This is a genomic window from Membranihabitans maritimus, assembly GCF_021729145.1.
Lineage (GTDB): Bacteria > Bacteroidota > Bacteroidia > Chitinophagales > Saprospiraceae > Membranihabitans > Membranihabitans maritimus.
The window spans coordinates 43,657-66,638 of sequence record NZ_JAJSLW010000023.1 but is presented as its reverse complement, the minus strand read 5'-3'; the positions used below and the strand labels follow the sequence as shown (position 1 = coordinate 66,638).

The window sequence follows — 22,982 nt, the reverse complement described above, 5'->3', positions numbered from 1 at the left end:
ATGAAAGTCGTATTTATGGGTACTCCAGAATTTGCAGTTCCCGTTTTAAGCTCCCTGCAGAAATCAGAGCATTCCGTGGAAGCGGTTGTAACTGTTCCGGATAAATTAGGCGGGCGTTCTCAAAATCAGTTACTGGAATCCGCAGTCAAAAAATATGCAGTAAAACAAGGCATAAGAATCCTGCAACCCCGCAATTTAAAATCTTCAAAATTTCTCCAAAAATTGAGAGAAATAGAAGCAGATGTCTTCGTAGTAGTGGCTTTCAAAAAGCTTCCGAAATTAGTATGGAGTATCCCCACAAAAGGGACTATAAATCTGCATGCTTCACTACTCCCAGCTTACAGAGGGGCCGCCCCGATCAATTGGGCGGTAATAAATGGGGAAACAAAATCCGGTATGACGACTTTTTTTATCGATCAAAAGATTGATACAGGAAATATTTTGCTTCAAAAGGAATTAGAAATAGCTCCGGATGAGACGGCAGGAAACCTACATGATAAGATGATGATACACTCCGGCAAACTCATGTTGGATACTCTCAAGGGCATAGAAAACAATTCAATCCAAGCTACAGCCCAGGACGAATCAGGCGTGACCAAAGCACCTAAAATATTTTTTGATCAAAATAAATTGGATTTTAAAAAATCAACAAAACAATTGAACAACTTTATCCGGGGAATGAGTCCCTACCCTACCGCCTGGATAAAATTTAATGGAAAAATACTGAAAATATACAAAGCCGATCCCGTAATTCTATCACACTCAATAGAACCCGGTACCATAGACACGGATTATAAAACACATTTTAAAGTATATACAAGAGACGGATACCTCAAACTCAGGGAAGTACAAATATCCGGAAAAAGAAAAATGATTATAAAAGATTTTCTAAACGGGCTAAGGAAATAGACTATTAGACGAAAAAAACTGACTTCACGAAGTCGTAAATATACTCTATAAAACTTACTTCGAATACTTTATCATCTTCAAACAACCCTAAAAATGTCGCACCTTCAACAGGATAAAACCCTAAGTCCCTGGCTGTTATCAAATACATAGTACATACTGCACTCAACAAAATTAGTGAGAAAAAAAGTACCTGCGTTTTATTTGATTGGTTAATTCTCATAGCAGCTCCAAATATAACATATTTAATTTCAAAATCAATTTTTATACAAGAATTGATTTTACAAATGAGGGAATTATTTATTAATTAACTTGAATTCCGTAATTCTCCTTAAAAATCTTGAGATGATGCAAATCGTGACCTGCAATTATAAACGGGATTGAAGGTAATGTTATTATATTCTTTCCAACCTTACCTTCCTTCTTCATCTCAACCTTGGTTAACCCCGCATATAATAAAAAAGTACTCTTCCGTACTGCCTCATATTCATCACGGAGACTCTCAATTGATCGGTTAATATCAGGTAAGGCACGCACATAGCGGTCCTGGTCATATCCGCTTAAAGCCCTTGGTTCATTTCTTGAAATTCTTAAAGCTCTATTTTGAAAAATTCTCTCATTATCTATTATGTGAAGTAAAACTTCTTCGATTGACCATTTATCATCCTGATATCTATGCTTGAGATCCTTAGGTGATAAAATACTCATTGTATCAAAAACCTTTACAGCACTATCCATCAACGCGGAAAACCCCTCATCCTGATCTACCAATTGGATGTATGGTCTCAGGTAATCGGGAAATTGTTTGATACCAGGTTTGTAAATTCTATAAGGATATTTATGTATCATTCAGAAACTTCTTTTTCATACGCTCGAACTCTTCTTCGGTAATAATCCCTTCGCGCTTAAGTTCTCCAAGGTCTTTCAGCTTTTGAATTAATTCCTGTGAACCTGGATCGCCTGACTTTCCACCAATTGTCGATTCATTTACATTTTCAGATTTCTCTTTTTCATTAAATTCACGGGCTTCCTTTTTACCTTTTTCAAAACGTTCGTTATAATATTTTTTCAACCGCCCCAAATCAATATCCAAAATAGTACCACCATTCTCGAAATGTGACTTAAAAGCATGTCCTGTAGCATAAGTAGATGCACCCGAAAGGACTGCCATCGTAACACCCCCTATAATAGTACCAATTCCCGGAATGAGTTTGATTGCCGTTCTCGCACCTAATTTTGCCAGAATGGAAGCCGTAAGCGAAGAAATAATAGCTTTACCCTCTTCTTCCTTAAAGTCAACTTCATACAATTTGCACAACTGCTTGATTAAATCGAGTTGAACAGCACTAACGGTAAAGAAGTCGGCAAGCGGGACCGGTATAGCTCCTGCCCCCATAGACCAAATCATATGATTGCGAATAATATTATTTGCTTTTTCAGAATTTGTATTCATGACTATATTTGTTTGTCAATGGTCACAACGACTTTCAATGATTCTATGTTTTGATAAGACCAACATTCCTGACCAATAGTTCGACGAAAAGATACCTGTTCACTACTAACGATACAAACCTCAAGGAGGCCATAAACTTGTTAGCTTTGAGTCACGAGTTTCTACAAAGGAAGCCTTTGATACGAGCCTCAAGAAAATAGTTCGTCCACCTTTGCAGCTCTTTCTAACAACCGGCGACTCGTAGTTTTGAGTCCCAGGTACAAGCAGCCAGTTAATGGAGAATTCCGTCTTCTAGCTTTTAGCTTCTATCTTCAGGCTCCCGACTTCTAGCTTCCTTTACAATGTCCATCCATCTCTATACTCCCTCTTTACAAATTCATTGGCTTCATCAAAATTGGTAACCTTCATGTTCTCCCCGTCCCAAAGAAGTTTCTTCCTTCCGGGATAATCATATGGTGCCCACGAAGTCGGGGTCTTCCCTTCTTGCAATACCTTCATTTGATAACTCCTAATTCCCAGGTTCCCCATGAGTACGGTTTCGGATAAAGGACCCGCATATGAAAAAGGAGAAGATGTTTCACTTCCGTCTTTACAAGCTTTTATCCATTGTTCCTGGTGACCTCCGGTACCATTTTCCACTCTGGAAAGATGGGGTTCAGGTACTTCGGGTATATTATTATCCGGGAAATGCAATTTTGGATTTGCACCATAACACCCTGCAGATAACATTCCTTTGCTACCTACAAACAAAACTCCTCCATCCCAGTTTCCTATCTTTTCATTGGGGTCTATACCATCCGGGAAAGACGGCATCAGTCCACCATCATGCCAATGCATTTTCACTTCAGGCATTCCTTCTCTTGCTGGAAATTTAAGTTGTGTAATTGAACTTGGAGGACAACTCTTACTGTAGTCAGCTTCTACGAAATCACCTACCCATACAGTTGTATTACTTGAGGTAACTTCCGTAGGATAACCTAATTTTAGGGCTTTAAATGCCGGGTCTATAATATGGCACCCCATATCACCCAATGCACCCGTTCCAAAATCCCACCATCCCCTCCACTTAAAGTGGGAGTAATCAGGATGGTAATGTGTGTATTTAGCAGGGCCAAGCCATAAATCCCAATCCAAATGGTCCGGAATGGGCATCGCTTGAGTGGGTGCTGGTTTCCCCTGAGGCCAAACTGGACGATTAGTCCAACAAAAGACTTCAGTAACATCTCCTATCACACCTCCCCATATCCATTCGCATATTTGACGGATACCATCTCCGGAACTGCCGTGATTTCCCATTTGGGTAACCAGATTTTTTTCCGCTGCTTTTTCCGTCAGCATTCTTACCTCATAAATATCATGAGCTAGTGGCTTTTCAATATAGGCATGTTTTCCCAAATCCATCATGGCCATCCCTATGACGGCGTGAGTATTATCAGGAGTAGCAAGCATAAAAGCATCAAATTCATCTTTTATGGATTCTAATTCTTTATAATTTCTAAATCTTTTTGCTTTAGGATTATTTTTAAAAGCATCGGCAGCGCGATTATCATCTACATCTACCAGCGCTACAATATTTCCATGATCACTGTCTTTTACAGCATTCCAATGTGCATTACCTCGTCCTCCAGCCCCGATAAGAGCAATACTTAATTGGTCTGATGGAGCTTTTCTTCCGGATTTTGACAGTACAGAAGCGGGTACTATACTAAAAGCAGAAGCACTTAATACACTATCCTTTAAAAACTTTCTTCTTTTCATATACTCAAAAATTTTAAACCTCAAATAATAACCATAGAAATGATTGCTTCAAATTTGCTGATTTTCTATCAAAAGTCTATTAAAAATTTGCTCTTTTTCGAAAAAAACAAAAAAAACCTCCGCAGTTAAATCAATACTACGGAGGTTTTTTTATTTGTCTTTAGGTCAGACTCATTTATCTCTCGATATACATTACATCTTTTACTGCCTTAATAATCTTCGTTGGATTCGGAAGATATTCTTCCACCAATGTCGGAGCATATGCTAATGATGTATCTGCAGAATTAACTCGTATCACCGGGGCATCCAGGTAATCAAATGCATATTTCTGAACATTGTACGCCACCTCAGAAGAAACACCAGCAAAAGGCCAGGATTCATCTACTACCACTATGCGATTGGTCTTCTTAACAGATTTAATAATTGTTTCATGATCCATAGGGCGAATCGTTCTTAAATCAATAACCTCAGCAGAAATATTCTCTTTGGCCAATTCTTCGGCAGCAGATTTCGCCTCTTCAATCATTTTATTAAAAGAAACAATCGTAACGTCAGTTCCTTCCCTTCGAACAGCTGCTTTACCAATAGGTACAATCAGATCTTCATCATCCGGAACTTCTCCTTTGTGACCGTACATTATTTCAGATTCCATTACACAAACAGGATTCTCATCCCGTATTGCCGATTTAAGCAATCCCTTGGCATCAGCAGGATCAATACAACTAATTACTTTCAAACCAGGGGTATTAGACATCCAGCTTTCAAACATTTGAGAGTGTTGTTGTGCCAACTGCCCAGCGGATCCCGATGGGCCCCTAAACACAATAGGGCAGCGAAATTCTCCCGCTGACTGAGAAAGCGTTTTTGCTGCATTATTCACCAACTGATCAAATGCCAGTATTGCAAAATTCCAGGTCATAAATTCTACAATCGGTCGCAGTCCGTTCATAGCAGCACCCACTCCTATTCCAGCAAACCCTAATTCGGTAATAGGCGTGTCAATCACTCTTTTCTCCCCGAATTCATCCAGCATACCTTTGCTTACTTTATATGCCCCATTATATTGAGCTACTTCTTCTCCCATTAAAAAAACATTCTCATCTCTTCTCATCTCCTCCACCATGGCTTCTCGAAGTGCATCCCTTAATGCTAAGACTCTACTCATTTTTACTATATTTTAATAACTGTTTTTTAAAAAATATACACCACCCACCTCCTCATCAATAAGATCGTATCGTTTTTTGTTTGCCTAATAACCGACTTTAAGATTTTCAACAAATGATTTGATATCTGTTCCACCAAAATTTCCCGAACTCATAAAGATCGAATTGATTCTATTTGACGGCAAAGATCGAAATATTTTTTGAATTTCCATTTTCAAGCCATCACTACTATTTACAACTATCAAATCAGGGCGATTAAATGACTCTTTTACAATAGCTTCGTTTAAAGACTCCATATTTTTATTAGACACAATCTTGGGGTCATACATCACTACTGCACGATCAGCATTTGAAAGAGTATCCTTATACTCAGGCAAAAAATCTTTGTTCAGGCTAGAATAGGTATGAAGCTCCAAAACTGCTACCAATGGATTATCTTTATCCAATTCCTTTACAGCGTTTACGCTTGCCTTGACTTTAGATGGAGCATGGGCAAAATCTATAAAAGAGGTACCATTATCATTTTCCAGCAAAACTTCTAACCTTTTAGAAGCCCCACTGTAGGATTGAGCCGCACTAAACAAGTCTGATTCTTCAAATCCCAATTCCTCACATAGAGTGATTGCAGCTGTAAGGTTTGATATATTGTGTTTACCTATAACATGTAAGGGATACTTCCCGATAATATTAAACTTTCCCTTTGTGATTGTATAGGGTAGTACTCCATATGGAATTTTATTAACACTATCAAAACCTTCCATAAGCCGCACAACTTCCGCATCATTACTATTAAAGATTACTGTCGAACCTTTACTCAAATTACCCATAAATTTCACGAAGGTATTAAAGTAATTCTCATAGGTCGGGAAAATATTCATATGGTCCCATGCAATTCCGGTTATAATCACATAGTGCGGATCATAATGCATAAATTTGGACTGATTATCCACCGCTGATGAAGGATACTCGTCTCCTTCAATTACAAAATAGGGATTGTTATCAAAACGAACCACATCACTTACTCCTTCAATTTGAGCACCAATAAGATAATCGGTTTCTACCCCCAGCCTGTTCAGAAGGTGCACAATCATAGAAGAGGTGGTAGTTTTTCCATGCGATCCGGAAACTACGATTCGCTTTTGCCCCTTTGCTTGCTGCCCAATAAATTCTGGAAAAGAAAAAACGCTCACTCCCAATTCCAGAGCACGTTGTAACTCAGGATTATCTTTTTTAGCATGCATTCCGAGAATCACAAAATCCAAATCTTTTGAAATTCTTTCCTCGTCCCATCCCATTTTATCAGGGTATAGGCCTGCTCGCTTTAATCTACTTAATGAAGGATCAAAAAGTATATCATCAGACCCTGTCACCTTATATCCTTTCCTGGCAAGCTGAATAGCAATATTGTGCATAACAGCCCCTCCAATGGAAATAATATGTACTTTTTTCATCGATAAAAAATGTCCACCAAAGATCAAAAAATAAAGGCAAAGAACCAACTATTTACTGCCTATTTCCAGAATAAATTCAGTTAATTTGTAATTCTTAAAACCAAACTCTTCAAAGCATATGATTAATAAAATAATTACTATTTTATTGCTATCTACCATTACTTTTCCTTCTTTAATGTATACACAAAACGGTGTCCCTCCAAAACCAACATTAGTGATTGGAATCGTTGTCGATCAAATGCGACATGATTATTTATATCGGTTTTACAATCACTTTGGAGAAGGTGGATTTAAACGGTTAATGCAGGAAGGTTTTATTTACGAAGATTGTCATTACAATTATTTCCCTACATTTACAGGTCCGGGCCATACATCCATATATACCGGAACAACTCCTTCCATTCACGGCATAGTAGCCAACACCTGGTTTGACCGGAATAAAGGAACGAATATATATTGTGCTGAAGATAAAGACAGAATCACCAAAGGAGGTAGCCAATCGGCAGCAGAATTTTCTCCCAAACGATTATTAGGGACTACTATTACTGATGAACTCAGAATAGAAAGCCAATTTAAATCCAAGGTATTTGGAATCGCTTTAAAAGACAGAGGTTCTATATTACCAGCCGGGCATAATCCTAATGGTGCTTTTTGGTTTGATGGTGAAACAGGTAATTTTATATCAAATGACTATTACTACAGTGAACTTCCTGATTGGGTACAATCCTTTAATAATCAAAATTTAGCTAAAAAATACCTTGAGAAAAGATGGGAAACCCTGCTTCCGATATCTCATTATGAATTGATAGCAGCTTCCGACCACCAGGTAGCTGAAGGTAATTTTAGCAGCGAAGAAAAACCGGTTTTCCCTCATGATATACCAGAGATTTATAAAAAATCCGGGGTAAACCTGATCAAAGCCATACCTGCAGGAAACGCAATCACCACAGATTTTGCCCTTTCTTTAATCAAAAATGAAAATTTAGGAAAAGGAGAAACCACTGATTTTTTAGCTCTCAGCTACTCTTCAACAGACTATGTCGGACATCAATTCGGACCTCATTCGATTGAATTGGCTGATACCTACTTGCGGCTGGATAAAGATCTCAAAAGATTGCTGGATTATATATACGATGAAATTGGTAAGGAAAATGTGGTGGTGTTCCTGACAAGTGATCACGGTGCTTCTGATGCACCGGTTTTCTCAATGGAAAATAAGATGCCAGCAGGATTATTTGACAGGGGAATAATTGAAAAGCTAGGAATATTTCTGGGGAAAAAATACCAAAAAGAATTTAAATATGAATTCATCAATTCCCAGATTTATTTCGACCGCAATCAGTTGATACATGATAAATTAGACTTACAGGAAATATCTGAAGTTGCTGCATCATGGTTGGAAAATCAACCACAAATTGCCCATGCCATATCGTCATGGAGGATGGGATTATCGGGATTTAACGACCGCGAGTACACCAGGCTGCGGGCGGGATATTATCCCAAACGCAGCGGGGATGTTTTCATAATAAATGACCCGGGAATAGTCGATATGGGAACTAAACAAACCGGCACCACACATGGTACCGTATTTAGTTATGATACGCGAGCCCCAATGCTGTGGTGGGGTGGCAGTATTCCACAAGGTAAATCATACCGAACTGTAAATATCACAGATATTGCATCTACCATTGCCAATATTATCAAAGTAAAATACCCAAGTGGCAATTCAGGGAAACCTATGACTGAGATTCTCAAATAATGTAGCACCTATTATTGCCTGATTTTCCCAATTAAAAATTAATTGGGTATTTGTTTTTATTTTGGACACATATTACGAGATTTGACATTTTCAACCTACAAGAAATGCATAAATACTGTATACTCAACGGAGAAATTGAACTAACTTCTAACGCATCCATCGGCTTATCTGACCTGGCCTTACTCAGGGGATATGGCATTTTCGATTTTTTACCTGTGGAAAAAGGAATTCCAATGTTTTTAGAAGACTATATGGACCGATTTATAAAGTCCTCGAAAAGGATGAAAATTCCTATGCCATTTTCCAAGGATAAAATACAATCATTTATACAAAGTTTGATAAAATTGAATAAAATTGAATATGGCAATGTTCGCCTGGTATTGACCGGAGGATATTCTGAAAATGGATTTACTCCTTCTGGCACACCCAATTTTTTCATAATGACATCAAATATAGTTACTTATCCACCAACCTTTTATGAGAATGGTGTTAAATTGATTACTATTAATTATAAAAGGGATTATCCCGAGATTAAATCTTTAAACTATGTAAAGGTTTTATTGGAAAGGGATCACCTGGAAAGTAGTAAAGCACTGGATGTTTTGTTTGTACATAATGATATTATAAGTGAATCTTCCCGATCCAATTTCTTTATAGTCACTGATGACGATAAAATTATAACACCCAAAACCTATGTGCTGGAGGGGGTTACCCGCAAAAACGTAATAAAGCTAGCTAAGATCAATTACGAATTAGAAATTAGAGACATATCCTCCCAGGAAGCATTTGAAGCCAAAGAAGCATTTATAACCAGTAGTACAAAAGGAATAATGCCCGTTACGAAAATAGATAATCAGACGATAGGAACAGGTATGCCTGGGAATACTACGAAAAAATTAACAGCATTGCTTTCAACATTTAAAACTGATTATATCCTATCATGTTGACTGGCAGATTAATTAATCATTTTATCATAACGGTAATACTTTCCTTACTTTGCTGGTATTCCCCTTTACAAGGCCAGGAAATAACAGTAAACTCAAATGACAAACTGATAAAAAAAATACTCTCCGAAAGAAACCTGGTAGCATTGTGGAAATTTGATGAGGAGACCGGTAATCCCAGAAGAGCATTGGGTGAAGAAAATTTCATCCTTGAAGAAGGGAACGGCCCGGTAAAACGAATAAACGAAGGTCCTATATCCGGCAAATCAATTTATCTGGATGGCAATAAGTACCTTAGTTTACCAAATTCACAAACGGGCACCCTCAATCTTCACGGGAAAGATCAGGAGGTAACGGTAGTAGCATGGATAAAATGGACAGGTGAGCAAACCGGTTTTATCGGTGGCATGTGGAATGAATATGCAGAAGGCGGAAAAAGACAGTACGGTCTCTTTGTTGACCTCCCATACTATAACGGTGCGGATCAAGTCTGCGGACATATCTCACACACGGGAAAACCTACTCCGCCATTCCCATATTCCATTGACTATTCGGCAAGTAAACAAACGGTTCCTGTCGACGAGTGGTGCACAGTAGCGTTTACATACGACGGCGAATACATTACCTCTTATCTCAATGGTAAATCTCTATCCCGAGAACCGGAACTAATTGAACACACAAAAGGGTTCCCGGGATACCCGGAAGGACTCGTACAAATAAAAAATCCATATTATTTTCCCCACGGCATGGGAGACAACGGGTCCGATTTTACCGTGGGAGCTGTATTGTTGAAAAGAGGCATGGGTAATTTTTTTAAAGGCCTTATCGGAGGACTTGCTATATACAGGAAAGCATTAAATGAAAGAGATTTGATTAAATTGGTTCCCTAACCATTAACCGATGCAAAATGATCGCGCTAAAACCGAAAAGCTTCCTACCCCTATTATTCTTCTTCTTTCTTACGGGCCCATTAGTAGCACAGACCAGTCCCGATCAAATAAAATTTGTTCGAAAAGGAGTTAAAAGATTAATTTTTGACAATAACCAATCCATTCCCCTCGCCCAATTAGATCCCGGAAATAGTATCGGATTTCAATCCATGCACCCCACAAATATATATAGTTCCGACCACCCAAATATTTCAATTTCCAATAATACGTTAAACATCTCCTCTAATTCGAGAACTTCTTCGGGAATATGGATTGGCGGGTTTAATCCTTTTGCAACATATACCATAGATCTTGAATCTACTAATGGCAATGGTGAAATTGGATTTGAATTTTCAGCGCCTGACAATTCAAAAAAAGCAATTATTACTGTTTCATATGACGAATCAGGATTTAAAAACGCAACACTTCATATTGGAAACCAATCAATTGATTCATCGAACCAAGTCGTTTCTACAATTTCCGGCAAAAATGTACCAACAGCAGATAGTAAAATAATTCTTCAAATGCTGGGTAGCGGTTTCGTACTTTATCACAGGGACAGTGGTCTTCCACAGGTAATTGGTCAGGGAAGTTTTACACCTTATATTGATCTGAGAGAAAAAGAATATACAAATTCATTCCAATCGCGACTATATACTAAAATACTAAACGGAAATGTACTTATTAATAAAGTATCGATGGACCTGACCACAGGGGTAGGGCTTGCAGATATCAGGGCTATAACCTATGAAGACGGCTCCCCTTTTCTGGACCGAAACCGGCTGTGGCACACCATGTCCATCCGGGGAAGAGCATTGCCTCATCATATACAGGGAGTATTCAGTATGGATCCTACCGTTTTTGATATTCAGCTCGAAGGCATAATTGTATTTGACCGTAATGACGGGTTATTGAGAAACGAAATTGCATCCCATATTTTTTACGATCGTAACGAAGAAGTTTGGAGAGGGATTACTACCGGTTTCAGCGCTTTTGCCAACCCGGAAGAAGAAAAACAATTACTTGCTGTAGAAAGTGAAAGAGATCCGCGTTTTGGTTTTTCGATTATGAAAGCAGATACATTTGGAATAATCGGTGATATTGAAGATCCTCATATTATATTTGATGAAGAAGTTTCCAAATGGAGAATACTTACTTGTGTAAATGAGGATGGCTATAAAGCCATACTATTGGAATCTGATTTTTGGAATAGGAAATATAAAAAAATTGCGGGGCCGGTATCTCACAATTCAACAGGTACTTCCATACAAAAAATAGGGAGTCAACGGTATTGTTTTTCGGGCAGTTCCGAAAGAGAAATATTCGTATACACGTATCCGGACCTTCGGGAATCGGGAATATTACAGATGGACCTTCCCCCATGGGCCGATGATTCGGGCTCTCGCGTATGGCCCAATGTGGTCCAATTGCCCGAAGAATATCCATTTAGATATGTTGCCTTGATGATGGACCGTTACAACTTTCCGGGTATGCAAGGTCCCAACTGGACATACGGAGCGATTTATCTATATCACGGTTACACGGATTGACATGAAATAGATAATTTTTCCATTGTAAAGTATGGACCTCAGTCTTGCTACTTTGTTAAACTCACAGCAGGAATTAAACTTCCGGTATTCAATTACATCTAGTTAGTAAAGAACAAAATTTACAATTATGAGATTACTAATTCTATTTTTGTTTCTAATTTTTAATACTGCACTTATTTCATGCGAAAGAGATTCCAACATTAGCCCCACCGAAAACCACTCTGAAATCTATTTCCCTCCATTGGATTCAGACAACTGGCAAACCCAATCACCTGCACAGCTAAATTGGGATGCCGGCGTGATGGAAAATTTATATAATTACCTCTCTGAAAACGGCACACGGGCATTCCTGATTCTTAAAGATGGTAAAATAGTCGTAGAAAAGTATTGGGGAAGTAAAATAGTTGAAACGGGTGATTTTGACCAAAATTCGATGTGGTACTGGGCATCGGCAGGTAAATCACTTACATCACTATTGGTTGGACTCTCTCAACAAAACAAACTACTTGACATAGGAGACAGGACCTCAAAATTTCTGGGAAAGGGCTGGACATCTTTACCTGAAAATAAAGAGGACCTGATAACGATCAGGCATCAGCTAACTATGACAACCGGTCTGGCTATTGAAGAAGATAATTTGGATTGCACTACACCAGGTTGCCTTAAGTACGGTGTTGATGCCGGTACGCAGTGGTATTATCACAACGCTCCTTATACACTTTTGAGAAAAGTATTGGAAAATGCAAGTAACCGGGACTATAATTCTTTAACAGATGAATTGCTGGAGCAGACGATCGGGCTTAAGGGGAATTGGGTAATGACCGGTGACAATAATGTCTATTGGAGTACAGCAAGAGACATGGCCAGGTTTGGAATACTTATTTTAAACAAAGGGGCCTGGGATCAAAAAATTATTTTATCCGACCAAAATTATTTCAAAGAAATGACCACGACATCGCAGCCTTTCAATCCTTCATACGGATATCTATGGTGGCTAAATGGCAAGGATGAGATCGTTCTTCCGGGTTCTACAAATATCTTACCACTGAGTTTTGCACCCAATGCGGCTCAAGACATGATTACGGCAGCGGGAAAAAACGGGCAATACCTTGATGTTATTCCCAGTCAAAACCTGGTGGTTGTCAGGATGGGTGAAGCACCTTCCGATTCTTTAGTGCCCGTAATATTCCATAATAAAGTCTGGGAATATTTGGATCAGATTATGGATTGATGTTCAACATTTCTATTAATCCACAAAACCAACAAGAATATCTTGTCTCCACTAATAAAAGATCCGCTGAAAATTTTATTGACTGGGATTTTCATACCACACAACTCCGAGTCCATTTCCTTCTTCATTCTCATCATTGGTCAAAACATCGATATCCCCGTCCCCATCCATATCTATTAAATTTACAAGGTCAAATTTTCTTCCTTTTAATCCACTGATTTTGTAAAAATTCCAGTTACCTGAAATCGGATTGCCTTGCGCATAAGCACCTATCACACTATATTTACCGATCGACACATATTCTTCAAAAGGCAAGGATTCCACCTTTCCCTCCTCCTCAAAGGAAAGAACTATATGTGGATTTTCATTATTTATAATATTTCCTACCGCTACTGCCTTCCCCCTGGTACCGGACCATTCGGGGTACTGAATTATTTGCTTTTCCCACTTCTGTTTTGGGTCATTTCCGCATTTCAATATCGTCAAACCTTTGTAAAGGTCAGGCACCAGTATTTCGTTTTGTCCATCACTGTCCAGGTCATATTGGGTGAGAAACATTGGTTCTCCATCTCCCACACCAATCGTATGGGATTCCCATTCGTCCATCAAATCTTCCTCTACTCCCGGGTTCTCCAACCAACGGACACCGGATTTAGAACTATTTTTTCGGTCAGACAACAAAATATCCAAATCACCATCGTGATCCATATCCGTCCTTTCTATGGACATTATCCATCCGGCTTTCGAAAGAGAATGAAATTTCCAATGCCCCATCTCCCTCGGGTTATCGGGTGATTGTAACCATCCTATGAACCCCCTGTCATTTCCTTTAAGTCCTCTTTTCCTCTTGGAACCGATTATAAGATCTAAATTATCATCCCCATCCAAATCAGCAGGAACGATATACATCCAGGAAGATAAATCTTTTACAACTGGAATCGACATTGTTTTCCATTTTATTGAACTCAAATATTGATCTTTATCATCTGGCGCCCAATGAATACGAATTTCATTTGTTTTCCCCTCCGATGCTGTAACCAGATCCAATTGACCATCCTTGTCCAAATCCACTAAAACTGCATCTTCAACATCGGGAGAAGGCAGTTCAACATATTCCCAGCCCCCTTTAACCTTATCATTCCCCGGATGAATATAAATACGACTGGTTCCTCCCTCCTCAAATCCGGATACTAAATCTTTAAATCCATCATTATTTACATCTGCCACTTTCACCCCATCCGATCCCGAAGGAGGATCCTTATCCAATACATGCATAGGCCATGAATCCCTTTTATCTTCTTGAAAACTATCGAGATAAAAAGTTCCCACCACTCTGGTCTCCCCTTTACCCAAATGGCTACTTTCAAAATTATTTCCTGCAGAAGGTCCCGGGGTACCATCAACATCTTTCATATTACAAAACATGGCATACAGGGATTTTTCAGGAACAAAAACTATATCTCCGTCCTGAATCCGATGATTATCCCAATCTTTCGTTTGATCCGATCTTGGTTCGATAACAACATCCAGAAATTGGAAAGGAGTATTAATATCCTTAGAGGTCCAGGCAATAATTCTATAAGGAGAGTTCATTGTCTCCCGGTCACAGAACAAATAATACCGGTCACCTATTTTCTCTATTGTTGCATCGCCTACACCATACTTATGTCCGCCATCGGGATTGGGGTCTACGGCCTTTTCATCAATTAATTCCCACTCTCCCAATCCTGTTCTCGATCGATAATGAGATAAACTCGTTCCATCGGGACCATGTGGGAATTCTCCGTATTCTCCGAAAATATGAAACCAGCCATCTTCATAATAGACACCAACATCATCACATTTCTCAACTGGAAAACTTCCACTCTTTTCCCATCTATTATTGCCATCCTCCAAATTACCCGAAAAAGTATAAACATTTCCACCCTCGTATATAAAATAACGATCACCTACCTTTACACCATCGTCGAACTCATAGTAATTATCAATAATATATTGATCAGAAACTAATTCCCAATCTTCACTGGACCACGTAAATTCCTTTGCTCTCCATAGATGGGCTGCGGATTTTTCATGGCTGATTATCAAATAATAAGGATATTCCCCTCCCTCTTCCCTAAATATAATGGCATCATGATTATTCCCGTATTGATTAGTAAATACAGGCTGGTCCACAGGACGGTACCAGGACAGGGGGAATTCTTTCCCCGAGGATTTTTCTTTCAATGGGTTTTGCGTAATCCCAATTTCAAAACAACTAATTATTAGTGCTACCGCAAATAATATGTAATTGGGTAATCTCAACTTCACAATTAATAACATGGCAATTATTTCAAATACCAAATGAACTAAAAAATTTTATAACAAGGATCAACTATTCCTAAAAGTTTAATTCAAAATTACATTTGATTCTATTAATTATCCAATGTTACGGTTCAAAAATTATTCGGCTCACCCCAAAGAACCCTCGGGACAAGCTTGACTTGCGCTCAATGACGGTGATAAAAGACTGCCAACTCACTAAGGCTAACGTTGGTACATATCTTTTTTTTAACAATCTCATTCTGGTTAAATCCTACTCCCTTTATCTTCTGTAGCGTACCTATGGCACGCGATATAATGTCTCTACTCTATTGCTACGCATTCTTTGTCCCGCCGGGACATTTTCGGACAGTGCCGTCCTTACGCACCTTCGGTAGATACTCACGTAGAAAGTGGGTACAATTGGTAACTCTCATGCCTTAGGTAAGGTTTATACGGAGAATGCACAATAGATTTGAGTGGATATATTACAGATTTGATCAAATTAGACTTTTCATTTTTCAATTGAACCGGTGGATCTTCTGCCAATTTGAGTTCCTGGTCCTGTACAATATTTCTGGCATCCTCGAATGATCCCAAAATATTATAAAGACCATTTTCTCCTTTAAAATGCGACAAAAATTTGATAAAAAAATTCCTATCTAAAGACTCAAAAAAATATAGGAAAGAGAACACTTAATTTACAGAACTTAAGTCTTCTTTTTTGAGTAATTCAATTACCTCAGGTATTTGTGAAAATCCAATTCCCTTGGATGCAATTTTGCCGGATTCATTTATAATAAAAATTTTCGGAGTAGACCGTACATCGTACAACCTTCCATACGAACTGACAGGAAGTGAATTGATCCCAACATGACGAATATTATTTTCATCCAGGAATTCCCCACAGGGATCATCTGCCTTTGTACATACATTTACTATTTTAATGGATTCGTCATCTATCTTTTCGGCAATTTCAGGTAAGGTAGGCATTACCTCTTCACAATGTGAGCATGCATATGACCAAAAAATCAAAACCGTATACCGGGCTTCGACATCTAATATTTTAAATTTTTTCTTGGCATCAATATCATACAATTCAATATTGGGCGCAGGTTTACCAATAAGAGTATAACTAAAACGCTCCGCATTGTCCAGGATTTCTGTCAATTTATCCTCATCAATCCAGGGAGCCTTCCCTTTCCCGTAATAGTTTTGAGCGATATGTACGTATACAGCATCCTGTCCCACCATTTTGGGGTTGGCATATTTATTTAGTAATTTAACGAGAAAATACCTGTAAACATCGGTCCCCTCTTCCAACTTACCCATAAACAAATCAATCGATTTATTCAGAGAATCAGGTGCCTGGGGTGTATACTGGTCAAAGAAGGTCATCACTTTTTTGTGGATAAACGGTGTTCTCAAAATAGCCTCATTCTTTAAATCCAGGTTGTCAAAAAAGTGATTGTAATAATAGCGATAGGATTTCTTTTGACGCACTTTCTCATCTTCATCATCATATTTCGGAATCTGTGGTTCCCTACTTGAAGCGATCATCATTTTGCTCAAAGACTCAGGGTGTTTTTCCATTATTTCATCCTGTAAATGTAATACCCCGCGGTCCAAATCAACTATATCTTCCTCTAATTTTTCTTTTTCGGTATCCGTTTCCGCATGTTGGATTTTCTCCTGCAAATCCGTCTTTACCTTCCTGGCAGAATCTAAATATTTTAAGTAATCATAAAATACATTATTGTCTTCGGAACCTTCAATTGAAATAGTAGGCGTTATATTATTCGCGTCAGCAGTAATTTTAAAATGCTGGTCATCTCCTATCAGGATTTGGAAAAAGGTATTCTCCGGGGGCAATACAAACATATAAACTCCCTTACCCAATTTTTCACTTCCACTAAATTGAAATAAGTTCTCACTCGTTTTGAATGCCGTATCTGCCACATATTGATTATCCCCGTAAAAGTATGCGAGGAAAACTTTATCACTTTGGGCATTATCGAGATGTAAATCCACCTTATATCCCTCTTCCTGCGCTGATAGAGAAAATTGAAAAAACACTCCGAATAAAAGCCATAAGTATTTCATTGAGAATAATGTTTATTTTAAAATAAAAAACTCAGTAAAATTATTGTTTCGAAATCCTTACTTTTTCTATATATTTTGGCCTGTCAAACGATGCTTTTAAGGTTCGCCTCACTGTATTTCACCGATTTCAAAACCTTCCCATCCCCCTTTCTGTACACAATAAACTTATCATTTTTGGGTTCCACATACCCCTCCTGCTTTTTTGTATCCTTGTAGTGCCGAATCGTTTCATGAGCTTCCTCTTCAGTAGAACAGGTCTTACTCATATTTGACCGGTGTACTTCATCGAACAACGCCTTAAATCTGTCTGCCAATCCAAATTCCAATACGGCTCCGGACAGTACATACTGTAAATCACTTAGTGCATCCGCTACTTCAACAATGTCTTTATCTTTTATCGCTTCAGCCAATTCATTGAGTTCTTCCTGTAGTAAATTAATACGCAATTCACACCGCTCTTTGGAAGGAATCCCAGGACTTTCCACCACTGGTAATCCAAAAGTATCGTGGAATTCGGCAACGGAACTAAGTGCATTAGGATCTTTAAATTTCATATTCAATTTTTTTATCTATCGTAAATGTGCAAAAATATAATAATAATTCCATTCAACTTCTCCATCCAATTCAGATAACAATTTTATAAGAAAACAATTTTTTATATAACTTGAGTTATCAAATGTAACTTGTACTTCACGAATGACAAAAAAGAAAATTGGAATAACCGGTGGAATAGGAAGTGGGAAAAGCCACTGCCTTCAAATCTTTAACAATCTGGGGATTTCCACCTATATAGCGGATATCAGGGCAACTATGCTTATGGTTTCTTCTCCTGATTTAATAAAAGACCTGATTAACCTCCTGGGAAAAGATATCTACCAGCCCAATGGGAAAATTAATAAGAAACGTATGTCCGAAGCTGTTTTTGACAACCCTTATATGCGAAAAAAAATTAATAATATCGTACACCCCGCAGTAGGCCAAGACTACGAAGAATGGCATTCCTTTCAAAGCTCAAAATATACATTAAAAGAAGCGGCCCTGCTTATTGAAAGTCAATCTTATAAATCACTTGACTTCCTCATTGTCGTAACCGCTCCACAACCAATCAGGATTCAAAGGGTCATGCAAAGAGATACTATTTCAGAAGTCGAGGTGAGAAATCGAATCAATTCCCAGATGAAAGAAGAAGAAAAACTTTCGTATGCTGATTATATTATCGATAATAGCGGCACCATACCCCTTCTGCCACAAATACTGGAAATTCATTCCAAATTGTTGGATTGGGAATAATTCCATTGATCTTTCCTTTCTGGCACTCAGTTAGTCCTCCGTTGTATGCCATGGGGCCCTAAGCATATTTATGTATTTATACCATGCAGACAATTAGCGACACAAGATAAACACCCAATAATCATGTTTTTGCCGATCCATTCCAAAGCATTATATTGGATTCCAAATCTTACAGATCAATGGAAAACTCAAAAAAATTCATCGACTTAGAAAATAAATACGGTGCACATAATTACCATCCCCTTCCTGTAGTATTGTCCAAAGGAAAAGGAGTATTTCTATGGGATGTGGAAGACAAAAAATATTATGACTTTTTGTCGGCATATTCAGCGGTTAACCAGGGACATAATCACCCCAAAATAACCAATGCACTAAAAGCACAAATCGAAAAACTCAGTCTCGTTTCAAGAGCTTTCCACAGCGACCTTTTGGGGAAATTCGCCCAATACATTTGCCAATATTTTAGCTACGACAGAGTCCTTCCTATGAATACCGGAGCTGAAGGGGTAGAAACAGCCATAAAACTCTGTCGAAAATGGGCTTATAGACACAAGAATATTCCCACCAATAAGGCACGGATTATATTTGCTTCGGGCAATTTTCACGGCAGGACACTAGGGGCGATCAGTGCATCCGTAGACCCCGATAGTACCCGGGGATTTGGTCCTTTCCTACCCGGGTATACCGTGATTCCTTACAATGACATAGAAGCATTGGAAAAAGCTGCCCAATCACCGGATGTAGCAGGCTTTATAGTAGAACCTATACAGGGGGAAGCCGGGGTAATAGTTCCCGATGACGGATATTTGAAAAGAGCTTCCGCTATATGCAGGGATCATAATATATTGTTAATAGCAGATGAAATCCAGACGGGATTGTGCCGGACCGGAAAAATTCTGTGTTGTGACCACGAAAACATTCAACCGGATGTCCTGATCCTGGGGAAAGCATTATCGGGAGGGGTATACCCCGTATCCGCTGTACTTGCGAATGACGAGGTAATGTTGTCAATAGAACCTGGGGAACACGGTTCTACATACGGAGGCAATCCCCTGGCTTGTGCCGTCGCAATGGCCGCCCTCCAGGTCCTCAAAGATGAAAGCCTGGCGGAAAATGCTCAAAAAATGGGAGAACTGTTTCGGCATGAATTGACCCAACAAAAAGATACATTCCCCATTATCAGGGAAGTGCGGGGAAAGGGTTTAATGAATGCTATAGAGATCAACGATTCCCCGGAGTCTGATACTGCCTGGAAAATCTGTCTTCAATTGGCTAAAAATGGATTGTTGGCCAAACCCACTCACGGGAATATCATCCGGTTTTCCCCTCCATTGATTATTACAGAAGAGGAAATAAAAGAATGCTGTAGAATTATAGTGAATACATTAAAAGAATTATTTACAGAAGAATGGCCTATGAAATAAGGGGTAAACCACCCTGCATTCCAGGCGATCACGTTGGTCTGCCTGGAGTAAACTCCACAAGGCTTTATCAATAGGTTTCTCCCCCCCACTTGACGGCCCAAAAAAGACTCATTCCTAAGCCCACACATCCACTTACCGAATTAACAACACATCCCCGGAAATCTGTACTATTTCCCCATTGTTCATTTCGATATCTACTATGGCCAGGTAGATTCCATCCGGGACCGATTGGCCATTACTCGTTTCACCATTCCAGCCGGTTTGTTTCAAGTCAGCAGGGTTCAGCCCTTCCTTATTCCATAGCAAATTTCCGTACCGGTCAAAAATCCGCATTCTATACACCGTATTGACATCCTGCACTGGCCATATCGTCAGACGTTCATTCCTTCCGTCGTAATTGGGGGTAATGACATTAGCCATCGTAATATCAACATCCGTTTCTTCCTCCTTATCCCTGACAACGATAGGCAGTATATCGGTAAATGAACATCCCCCGGGATCTGCTATGGTTAATTCCACAATCCCGTTCTCTCCAAACACAAATTCCGCCTGGTTTTGATCCGACCCAAGCAATTGTCCCCCGTCCTGAAGCCAATCATATTCCAACTCACCATCTCCGGAATTTACATCGGCCATTACATCAAAAGGACTGTCTTTTTCTACAAATAAAGTATCCCCTCCTACTTCAAACGAAAACGATACCGGCGAACCCGATGAGATAATACTAAATTCATCCGATACCGTACACCCGTTTTCATCGCGAACCTGTATTGTATAACTTCCCGGGTACAGCACTGTATCTGAAGACAACGCATGGTACTGTCCCCCATCCAAAGAATATTCCAATATTCCCGAACCACCTGCAACGCCCTCAGAGATATCAATCATAAAACCCGGATCATCACAATTGACCTCCCCGTCCGGCACTAAAGCTTCCAATGCCACAGGGTCAAACAGGGTGACCGTTTGAGAAGCCGTATCGGCGCAGCCCGAAGTACTCTTTCCCCAAATATGATACGATCCCGCTTCAAGATTTTTAATTAAAGAACTGTCCAATGCTATGGTATCCCCGCCTGTGGAATAATACAGATCTACATCCGCAATATCAGCACCTGAGATCTCCAGGCCGATCTGCCCGGTGGCCGCCCCGTGGCAGAGTAGATCCATCGTAAGAATATCATCTATGGCCAGATCAAAAGAATTCCCCGGGGATTCGATGCGCTGGTTCGCTTTTATCCCCTGGTTCCCTTCCGAATCCGTAATCGTAATAGTATAATCCCCCTGTGGTATCGCATAAACGGTATCGCGATTGGTTTCCAGGGTAAATGGCCCGCCGTACTCGGGATCCAGGGATACCGTAAAAGGCGGGTACTTTCCTACTACTGAAAAAACTACATGGACCCGGCGGGTAGCCGCAGCAACGCAGGAGATCTCCGAATACGAAAAATCGATAAAGTTTTCTGTAACCAGACGGACCGTACCTTCACCTATATTCGGAGGAAGATATTCGTGCCCGATATAAAAACGGTGGTCGCTCCCTTCGGCCCTTACATCGCTGCGGTCCCCGTTTCCCCCTACTGCATCCAGGCACAATTCCAGCAACACAGCCCCGTCATCCAGGGTCACGGGCCCATCCCCACCGGTCCAGGTAACGGTGACAAAATCTTCCCCCTCATTGTAATCATAGGAAAACTGCCCGGAAGAAAAAGTAGTGAAATCAATTCCCCCGATATCGCTAAACGCTAATACTTCCGGGTCCCAGTTTAACGCAAAGGTAAAAGAATCAATTTCTACAAATTCTTCCACCGTTACCGGAAGGCACACCTGTTCACCTGTATAGGTGGCGGTATCCTGAATATAAAGAATCGGTTGTGGTATGGAAAGAGGCAACCCAATTATGCTACCATCACAACCAGGACCGTTAGCTGTTCCCCCTAGAATGTTATAAACTCTCTTGATATTCAATGGTCTAAATCCAAATACGTTCCTTGAATGTCGGATAATATCTAAGGAATCTCCTGAAATTGCATCAACTACATGAAAATAGTATTCAAATATTTCTGGATCATATTCCGGTAAACCGCCTTTCATAGTAAATAAAAATTGCTCAAGTTCCCGACTATATTCAAAATACTCTGGATTTGGACCATCACTATTCACCATTATTATCGAAACCGATTCGGAAGGAACAAGAAAGATACAATCATTTTCAAAATATGATCCACCCGGTCCTGGCTCCATGTTATGTATGATAACCGGAACCAGCCATACGCGAGAAGGCCGTGTTAAGCCGAACGGGGTATCACGTGGACCATTGGGTGCAATCCTGAAAGAACTGTCCGAACCAACGACCAGGGGATTCCCTTCTTCATCTGTTAACAATCCAGGATGTTCAAGTAACTTATCCAGGGTTGTCCAACCATCAAGATCCGGATCTGAAGTAAAAACCAGTAACCTGACACCGGATTGAGTCGAGGAGTCGGTATCAATATAATCGAAGTCCTGATTATAATTAACCGAAATCCCTCCTCCTCCGCACAACACACCAGTCCGATCATCTAAGATATCATCTGAAAAATCAGGATTCAAGATCACAATATCCTGACCCATAGAAGCTCCAAAACAGTCTTCCTGTGAAATAATGATATTCATCTGGGAAAAAATCCAGATGAATATCATTACTATTTTAATTTTCAAAAATATGTACCTGCTACTCAAAA

At 39.5% G+C, this 22,982-nt stretch carries 19 protein-coding genes; 8 read left to right on the top strand and 11 right to left on the bottom strand.

Annotated elements, in window-relative coordinates; all coding sequences use genetic code 11:
• Complete coding sequence (gene fmt, locus LVD47_RS20505) at positions 1-909, top strand: methionyl-tRNA formyltransferase (RefSeq protein ID WP_236980223.1); 909 nt, start codon at positions 1-3, stop codon at positions 907-909.
• Between the two features lie 4 nt (positions 910-913).
• Here the strand turns inward: fmt and LVD47_RS20500 are convergent, their stop codons facing one another.
• From LVD47_RS20500 to LVD47_RS20475, 6 genes are all read right to left on the bottom strand, one after another.
• Positions 914-1,129: a hypothetical protein gene (locus LVD47_RS20500; RefSeq protein ID WP_236980222.1), complete on the bottom strand. Its 216-nt coding sequence runs from the start codon at positions 1,127-1,129 to the stop codon at positions 914-916.
• Positions 1,130-1,209: 80 nt separating this feature from the next.
• Entirely contained in the window at positions 1,210-1,755 is a 546-nt protein-coding gene (locus tag LVD47_RS20495; RefSeq protein ID WP_236980220.1) for a DinB family protein, read from the bottom strand.
• On the bottom strand, positions 1,745-2,359 hold the full coding sequence (locus tag LVD47_RS20490) for a DUF697 domain-containing protein (RefSeq protein ID WP_236980218.1): 615 nt from the start codon (positions 2,357-2,359) through the stop codon (positions 1,745-1,747). The genes LVD47_RS20495 and LVD47_RS20490 overlap by 11 nt, the downstream gene beginning before the upstream one ends.
• Positions 2,360-2,695: 336 nt before the next feature.
• On the bottom strand, positions 2,696-4,117 hold the full coding sequence (locus LVD47_RS20485; protein WP_236980216.1) for a Gfo/Idh/MocA family protein: 1,422 nt from the start codon (positions 4,115-4,117) through the stop codon (positions 2,696-2,698).
• 175 nt (positions 4,118-4,292) lie between these two features.
• Complete coding sequence (locus LVD47_RS20480) at positions 4,293-5,282, bottom strand: pyruvate dehydrogenase complex E1 component subunit beta (RefSeq protein ID WP_236980214.1); 990 nt, start codon at positions 5,280-5,282, stop codon at positions 4,293-4,295.
• An 84-nt stretch (positions 5,283-5,366) separates the two neighbouring features.
• The gene (locus LVD47_RS20475; RefSeq protein ID WP_236980211.1) at positions 5,367-6,731 is read right to left on the bottom strand and encodes a UDP-N-acetylmuramate--L-alanine ligase; all 1,365 of its coding nucleotides are present in this window, start codon (positions 6,729-6,731) and stop codon (positions 5,367-5,369) included.
• 118 nt (positions 6,732-6,849) lie between these two features.
• On the opposite strand from LVD47_RS20475, the gene pafA reads away from it, so the two are divergent.
• The 5 genes from pafA to LVD47_RS20450 all read left to right on the top strand — a co-directional run bounded on the left by pafA (position 6,850) and on the right by LVD47_RS20450 (position 13,144).
• The gene (pafA, locus tag LVD47_RS20470; protein WP_236980209.1) at positions 6,850-8,490 is read left to right on the top strand and encodes an alkaline phosphatase PafA; all 1,641 of its coding nucleotides are present in this window, start codon (positions 6,850-6,852) and stop codon (positions 8,488-8,490) included.
• Between the two features lie 104 nt (positions 8,491-8,594).
• A complete protein-coding gene (locus tag LVD47_RS20465; RefSeq protein ID WP_236980206.1) occupies positions 8,595-9,437 on the top strand; it encodes an aminotransferase class IV in 843 nt (280 codons plus the stop codon).
• Entirely contained in the window at positions 9,431-10,324 is an 894-nt protein-coding gene (locus LVD47_RS20460; RefSeq protein ID WP_236980204.1) for a LamG-like jellyroll fold domain-containing protein, read from the top strand. The genes LVD47_RS20465 and LVD47_RS20460 overlap by 7 nt, the downstream gene beginning before the upstream one ends.
• Positions 10,325-10,341: 17 nt before the next feature.
• Positions 10,342-11,913, top strand: a complete 1,572-nt coding sequence (locus LVD47_RS20455; protein WP_236980202.1) for a hypothetical protein — start codon at positions 10,342-10,344, stop codon at positions 11,911-11,913.
• A gap of 127 nt (positions 11,914-12,040) precedes the next feature.
• The gene (locus tag LVD47_RS20450) at positions 12,041-13,144 is read left to right on the top strand and encodes a serine hydrolase domain-containing protein (protein ID WP_236980200.1); all 1,104 of its coding nucleotides are present in this window, start codon (positions 12,041-12,043) and stop codon (positions 13,142-13,144) included.
• A gap of 75 nt (positions 13,145-13,219) precedes the next feature.
• Here LVD47_RS20450 and LVD47_RS20445 read toward each other — a convergent pair whose 3' ends face one another.
• The 4 genes from LVD47_RS20445 to LVD47_RS20430 all read right to left on the bottom strand — a co-directional run bounded on the left by LVD47_RS20445 (position 13,220) and on the right by LVD47_RS20430 (position 18,102).
• Positions 13,220-15,466 (bottom strand): FG-GAP repeat domain-containing protein, encoded by a 2,247-nt coding sequence (locus LVD47_RS20445; RefSeq protein ID WP_236980198.1) that lies wholly within the window; start codon positions 15,464-15,466, stop codon positions 13,220-13,222.
• Positions 15,467-15,847: 381 nt separating this feature from the next.
• Positions 15,848-16,084: a hypothetical protein gene (locus LVD47_RS20440; RefSeq protein WP_236980195.1), complete on the bottom strand. Its 237-nt coding sequence runs from the start codon at positions 16,082-16,084 to the stop codon at positions 15,848-15,850.
• Between the two features lie 57 nt (positions 16,085-16,141).
• The gene (locus LVD47_RS20435) at positions 16,142-17,548 is read right to left on the bottom strand and encodes a redoxin domain-containing protein (RefSeq protein WP_236980194.1); all 1,407 of its coding nucleotides are present in this window, start codon (positions 17,546-17,548) and stop codon (positions 16,142-16,144) included.
• An 83-nt stretch (positions 17,549-17,631) separates the two neighbouring features.
• The gene (locus tag LVD47_RS20430) at positions 17,632-18,102 is read right to left on the bottom strand and encodes a pyrophosphohydrolase domain-containing protein (protein ID WP_236980192.1); all 471 of its coding nucleotides are present in this window, start codon (positions 18,100-18,102) and stop codon (positions 17,632-17,634) included.
• 142 nt (positions 18,103-18,244) lie between these two features.
• Here LVD47_RS20430 and coaE point away from each other — a divergent pair, with 142 nt between their 5' ends.
• Together coaE and rocD are read left to right on the top strand one after the other, a co-directional pair.
• Positions 18,245-18,838 carry a dephospho-CoA kinase gene (coaE, locus tag LVD47_RS20425; protein ID WP_236980190.1) on the top strand — a complete coding sequence of 198 codons (594 nt, stop codon included), beginning with the start codon at positions 18,245-18,247 and terminating at the stop codon, positions 18,836-18,838.
• A 179-nt stretch (positions 18,839-19,017) separates the two neighbouring features.
• Positions 19,018-20,262, top strand: a complete 1,245-nt coding sequence (rocD, locus tag LVD47_RS20420; protein WP_236980188.1) for an ornithine--oxo-acid transaminase — start codon at positions 19,018-19,020, stop codon at positions 20,260-20,262.
• Positions 20,263-20,394: 132 nt separating this feature from the next.
• On the opposite strand, the gene LVD47_RS20415 is transcribed toward rocD, so the two are convergent.
• Positions 20,395-22,941 (bottom strand): T9SS type B sorting domain-containing protein, encoded by a 2,547-nt coding sequence (locus tag LVD47_RS20415; protein WP_236980186.1) that lies wholly within the window; start codon positions 22,939-22,941, stop codon positions 20,395-20,397.
• Between the last annotated feature and the right edge of the window lie 41 nt (positions 22,942-22,982).

Bases quoted from the DNA above. Each gene is read 5' to 3' on its own strand.
- fmt (WP_236980223.1), top strand. From the start codon at position 1: ATGAAAGTCGTATTTATGGGTACTCCAGAATTTGCAGTTCCCGTTTTA.
- LVD47_RS20500 (WP_236980222.1), bottom strand. From the start codon at position 1,129: ATGAGAATTAACCAATCAAATAAAACGCAGGTACTTTTTTTCTCACTA.
- LVD47_RS20495 (WP_236980220.1), bottom strand. From the start codon at position 1,755: ATGATACATAAATATCCTTATAGAATTTACAAACCTGGTATCAAACAA.
- LVD47_RS20490 (WP_236980218.1), bottom strand. From the start codon at position 2,359: ATGAATACAAATTCTGAAAAAGCAAATAATATTATTCGCAATCATATG.
- LVD47_RS20485 (WP_236980216.1), bottom strand. From the start codon at position 4,117: ATGAAAAGAAGAAAGTTTTTAAAGGATAGTGTATTAAGTGCTTCTGCT.
- LVD47_RS20480 (WP_236980214.1), bottom strand. From the start codon at position 5,282: ATGAGTAGAGTCTTAGCATTAAGGGATGCACTTCGAGAAGCCATGGTG.
- LVD47_RS20475 (WP_236980211.1), bottom strand. From the start codon at position 6,731: ATGAAAAAAGTACATATTATTTCCATTGGAGGGGCTGTTATGCACAAT.
- pafA (WP_236980209.1), top strand. From the start codon at position 6,850: ATGATTAATAAAATAATTACTATTTTATTGCTATCTACCATTACTTTT.
- LVD47_RS20465 (WP_236980206.1), top strand. From the start codon at position 8,595: ATGCATAAATACTGTATACTCAACGGAGAAATTGAACTAACTTCTAAC.
- LVD47_RS20460 (WP_236980204.1), top strand. From the start codon at position 9,431: ATGTTGACTGGCAGATTAATTAATCATTTTATCATAACGGTAATACTT.
- LVD47_RS20455 (WP_236980202.1), top strand. From the start codon at position 10,342: ATGATCGCGCTAAAACCGAAAAGCTTCCTACCCCTATTATTCTTCTTC.
- LVD47_RS20450 (WP_236980200.1), top strand. From the start codon at position 12,041: ATGAGATTACTAATTCTATTTTTGTTTCTAATTTTTAATACTGCACTT.
- LVD47_RS20445 (WP_236980198.1), bottom strand. From the start codon at position 15,466: ATGTTATTAATTGTGAAGTTGAGATTACCCAATTACATATTATTTGCG.
- LVD47_RS20435 (WP_236980194.1), bottom strand. From the start codon at position 17,548: ATGAAATACTTATGGCTTTTATTCGGAGTGTTTTTTCAATTTTCTCTA.
- LVD47_RS20430 (WP_236980192.1), bottom strand. From the start codon at position 18,102: ATGAAATTTAAAGATCCTAATGCACTTAGTTCCGTTGCCGAATTCCAC.
- coaE (WP_236980190.1), top strand. From the start codon at position 18,245: ATGACAAAAAAGAAAATTGGAATAACCGGTGGAATAGGAAGTGGGAAA.
- rocD (WP_236980188.1), top strand. From the start codon at position 19,018: ATGGAAAACTCAAAAAAATTCATCGACTTAGAAAATAAATACGGTGCA.
- LVD47_RS20415 (WP_236980186.1), bottom strand. From the start codon at position 22,941: ATGATATTCATCTGGATTTTTTCCCAGATGAATATCATTATTTCACAG.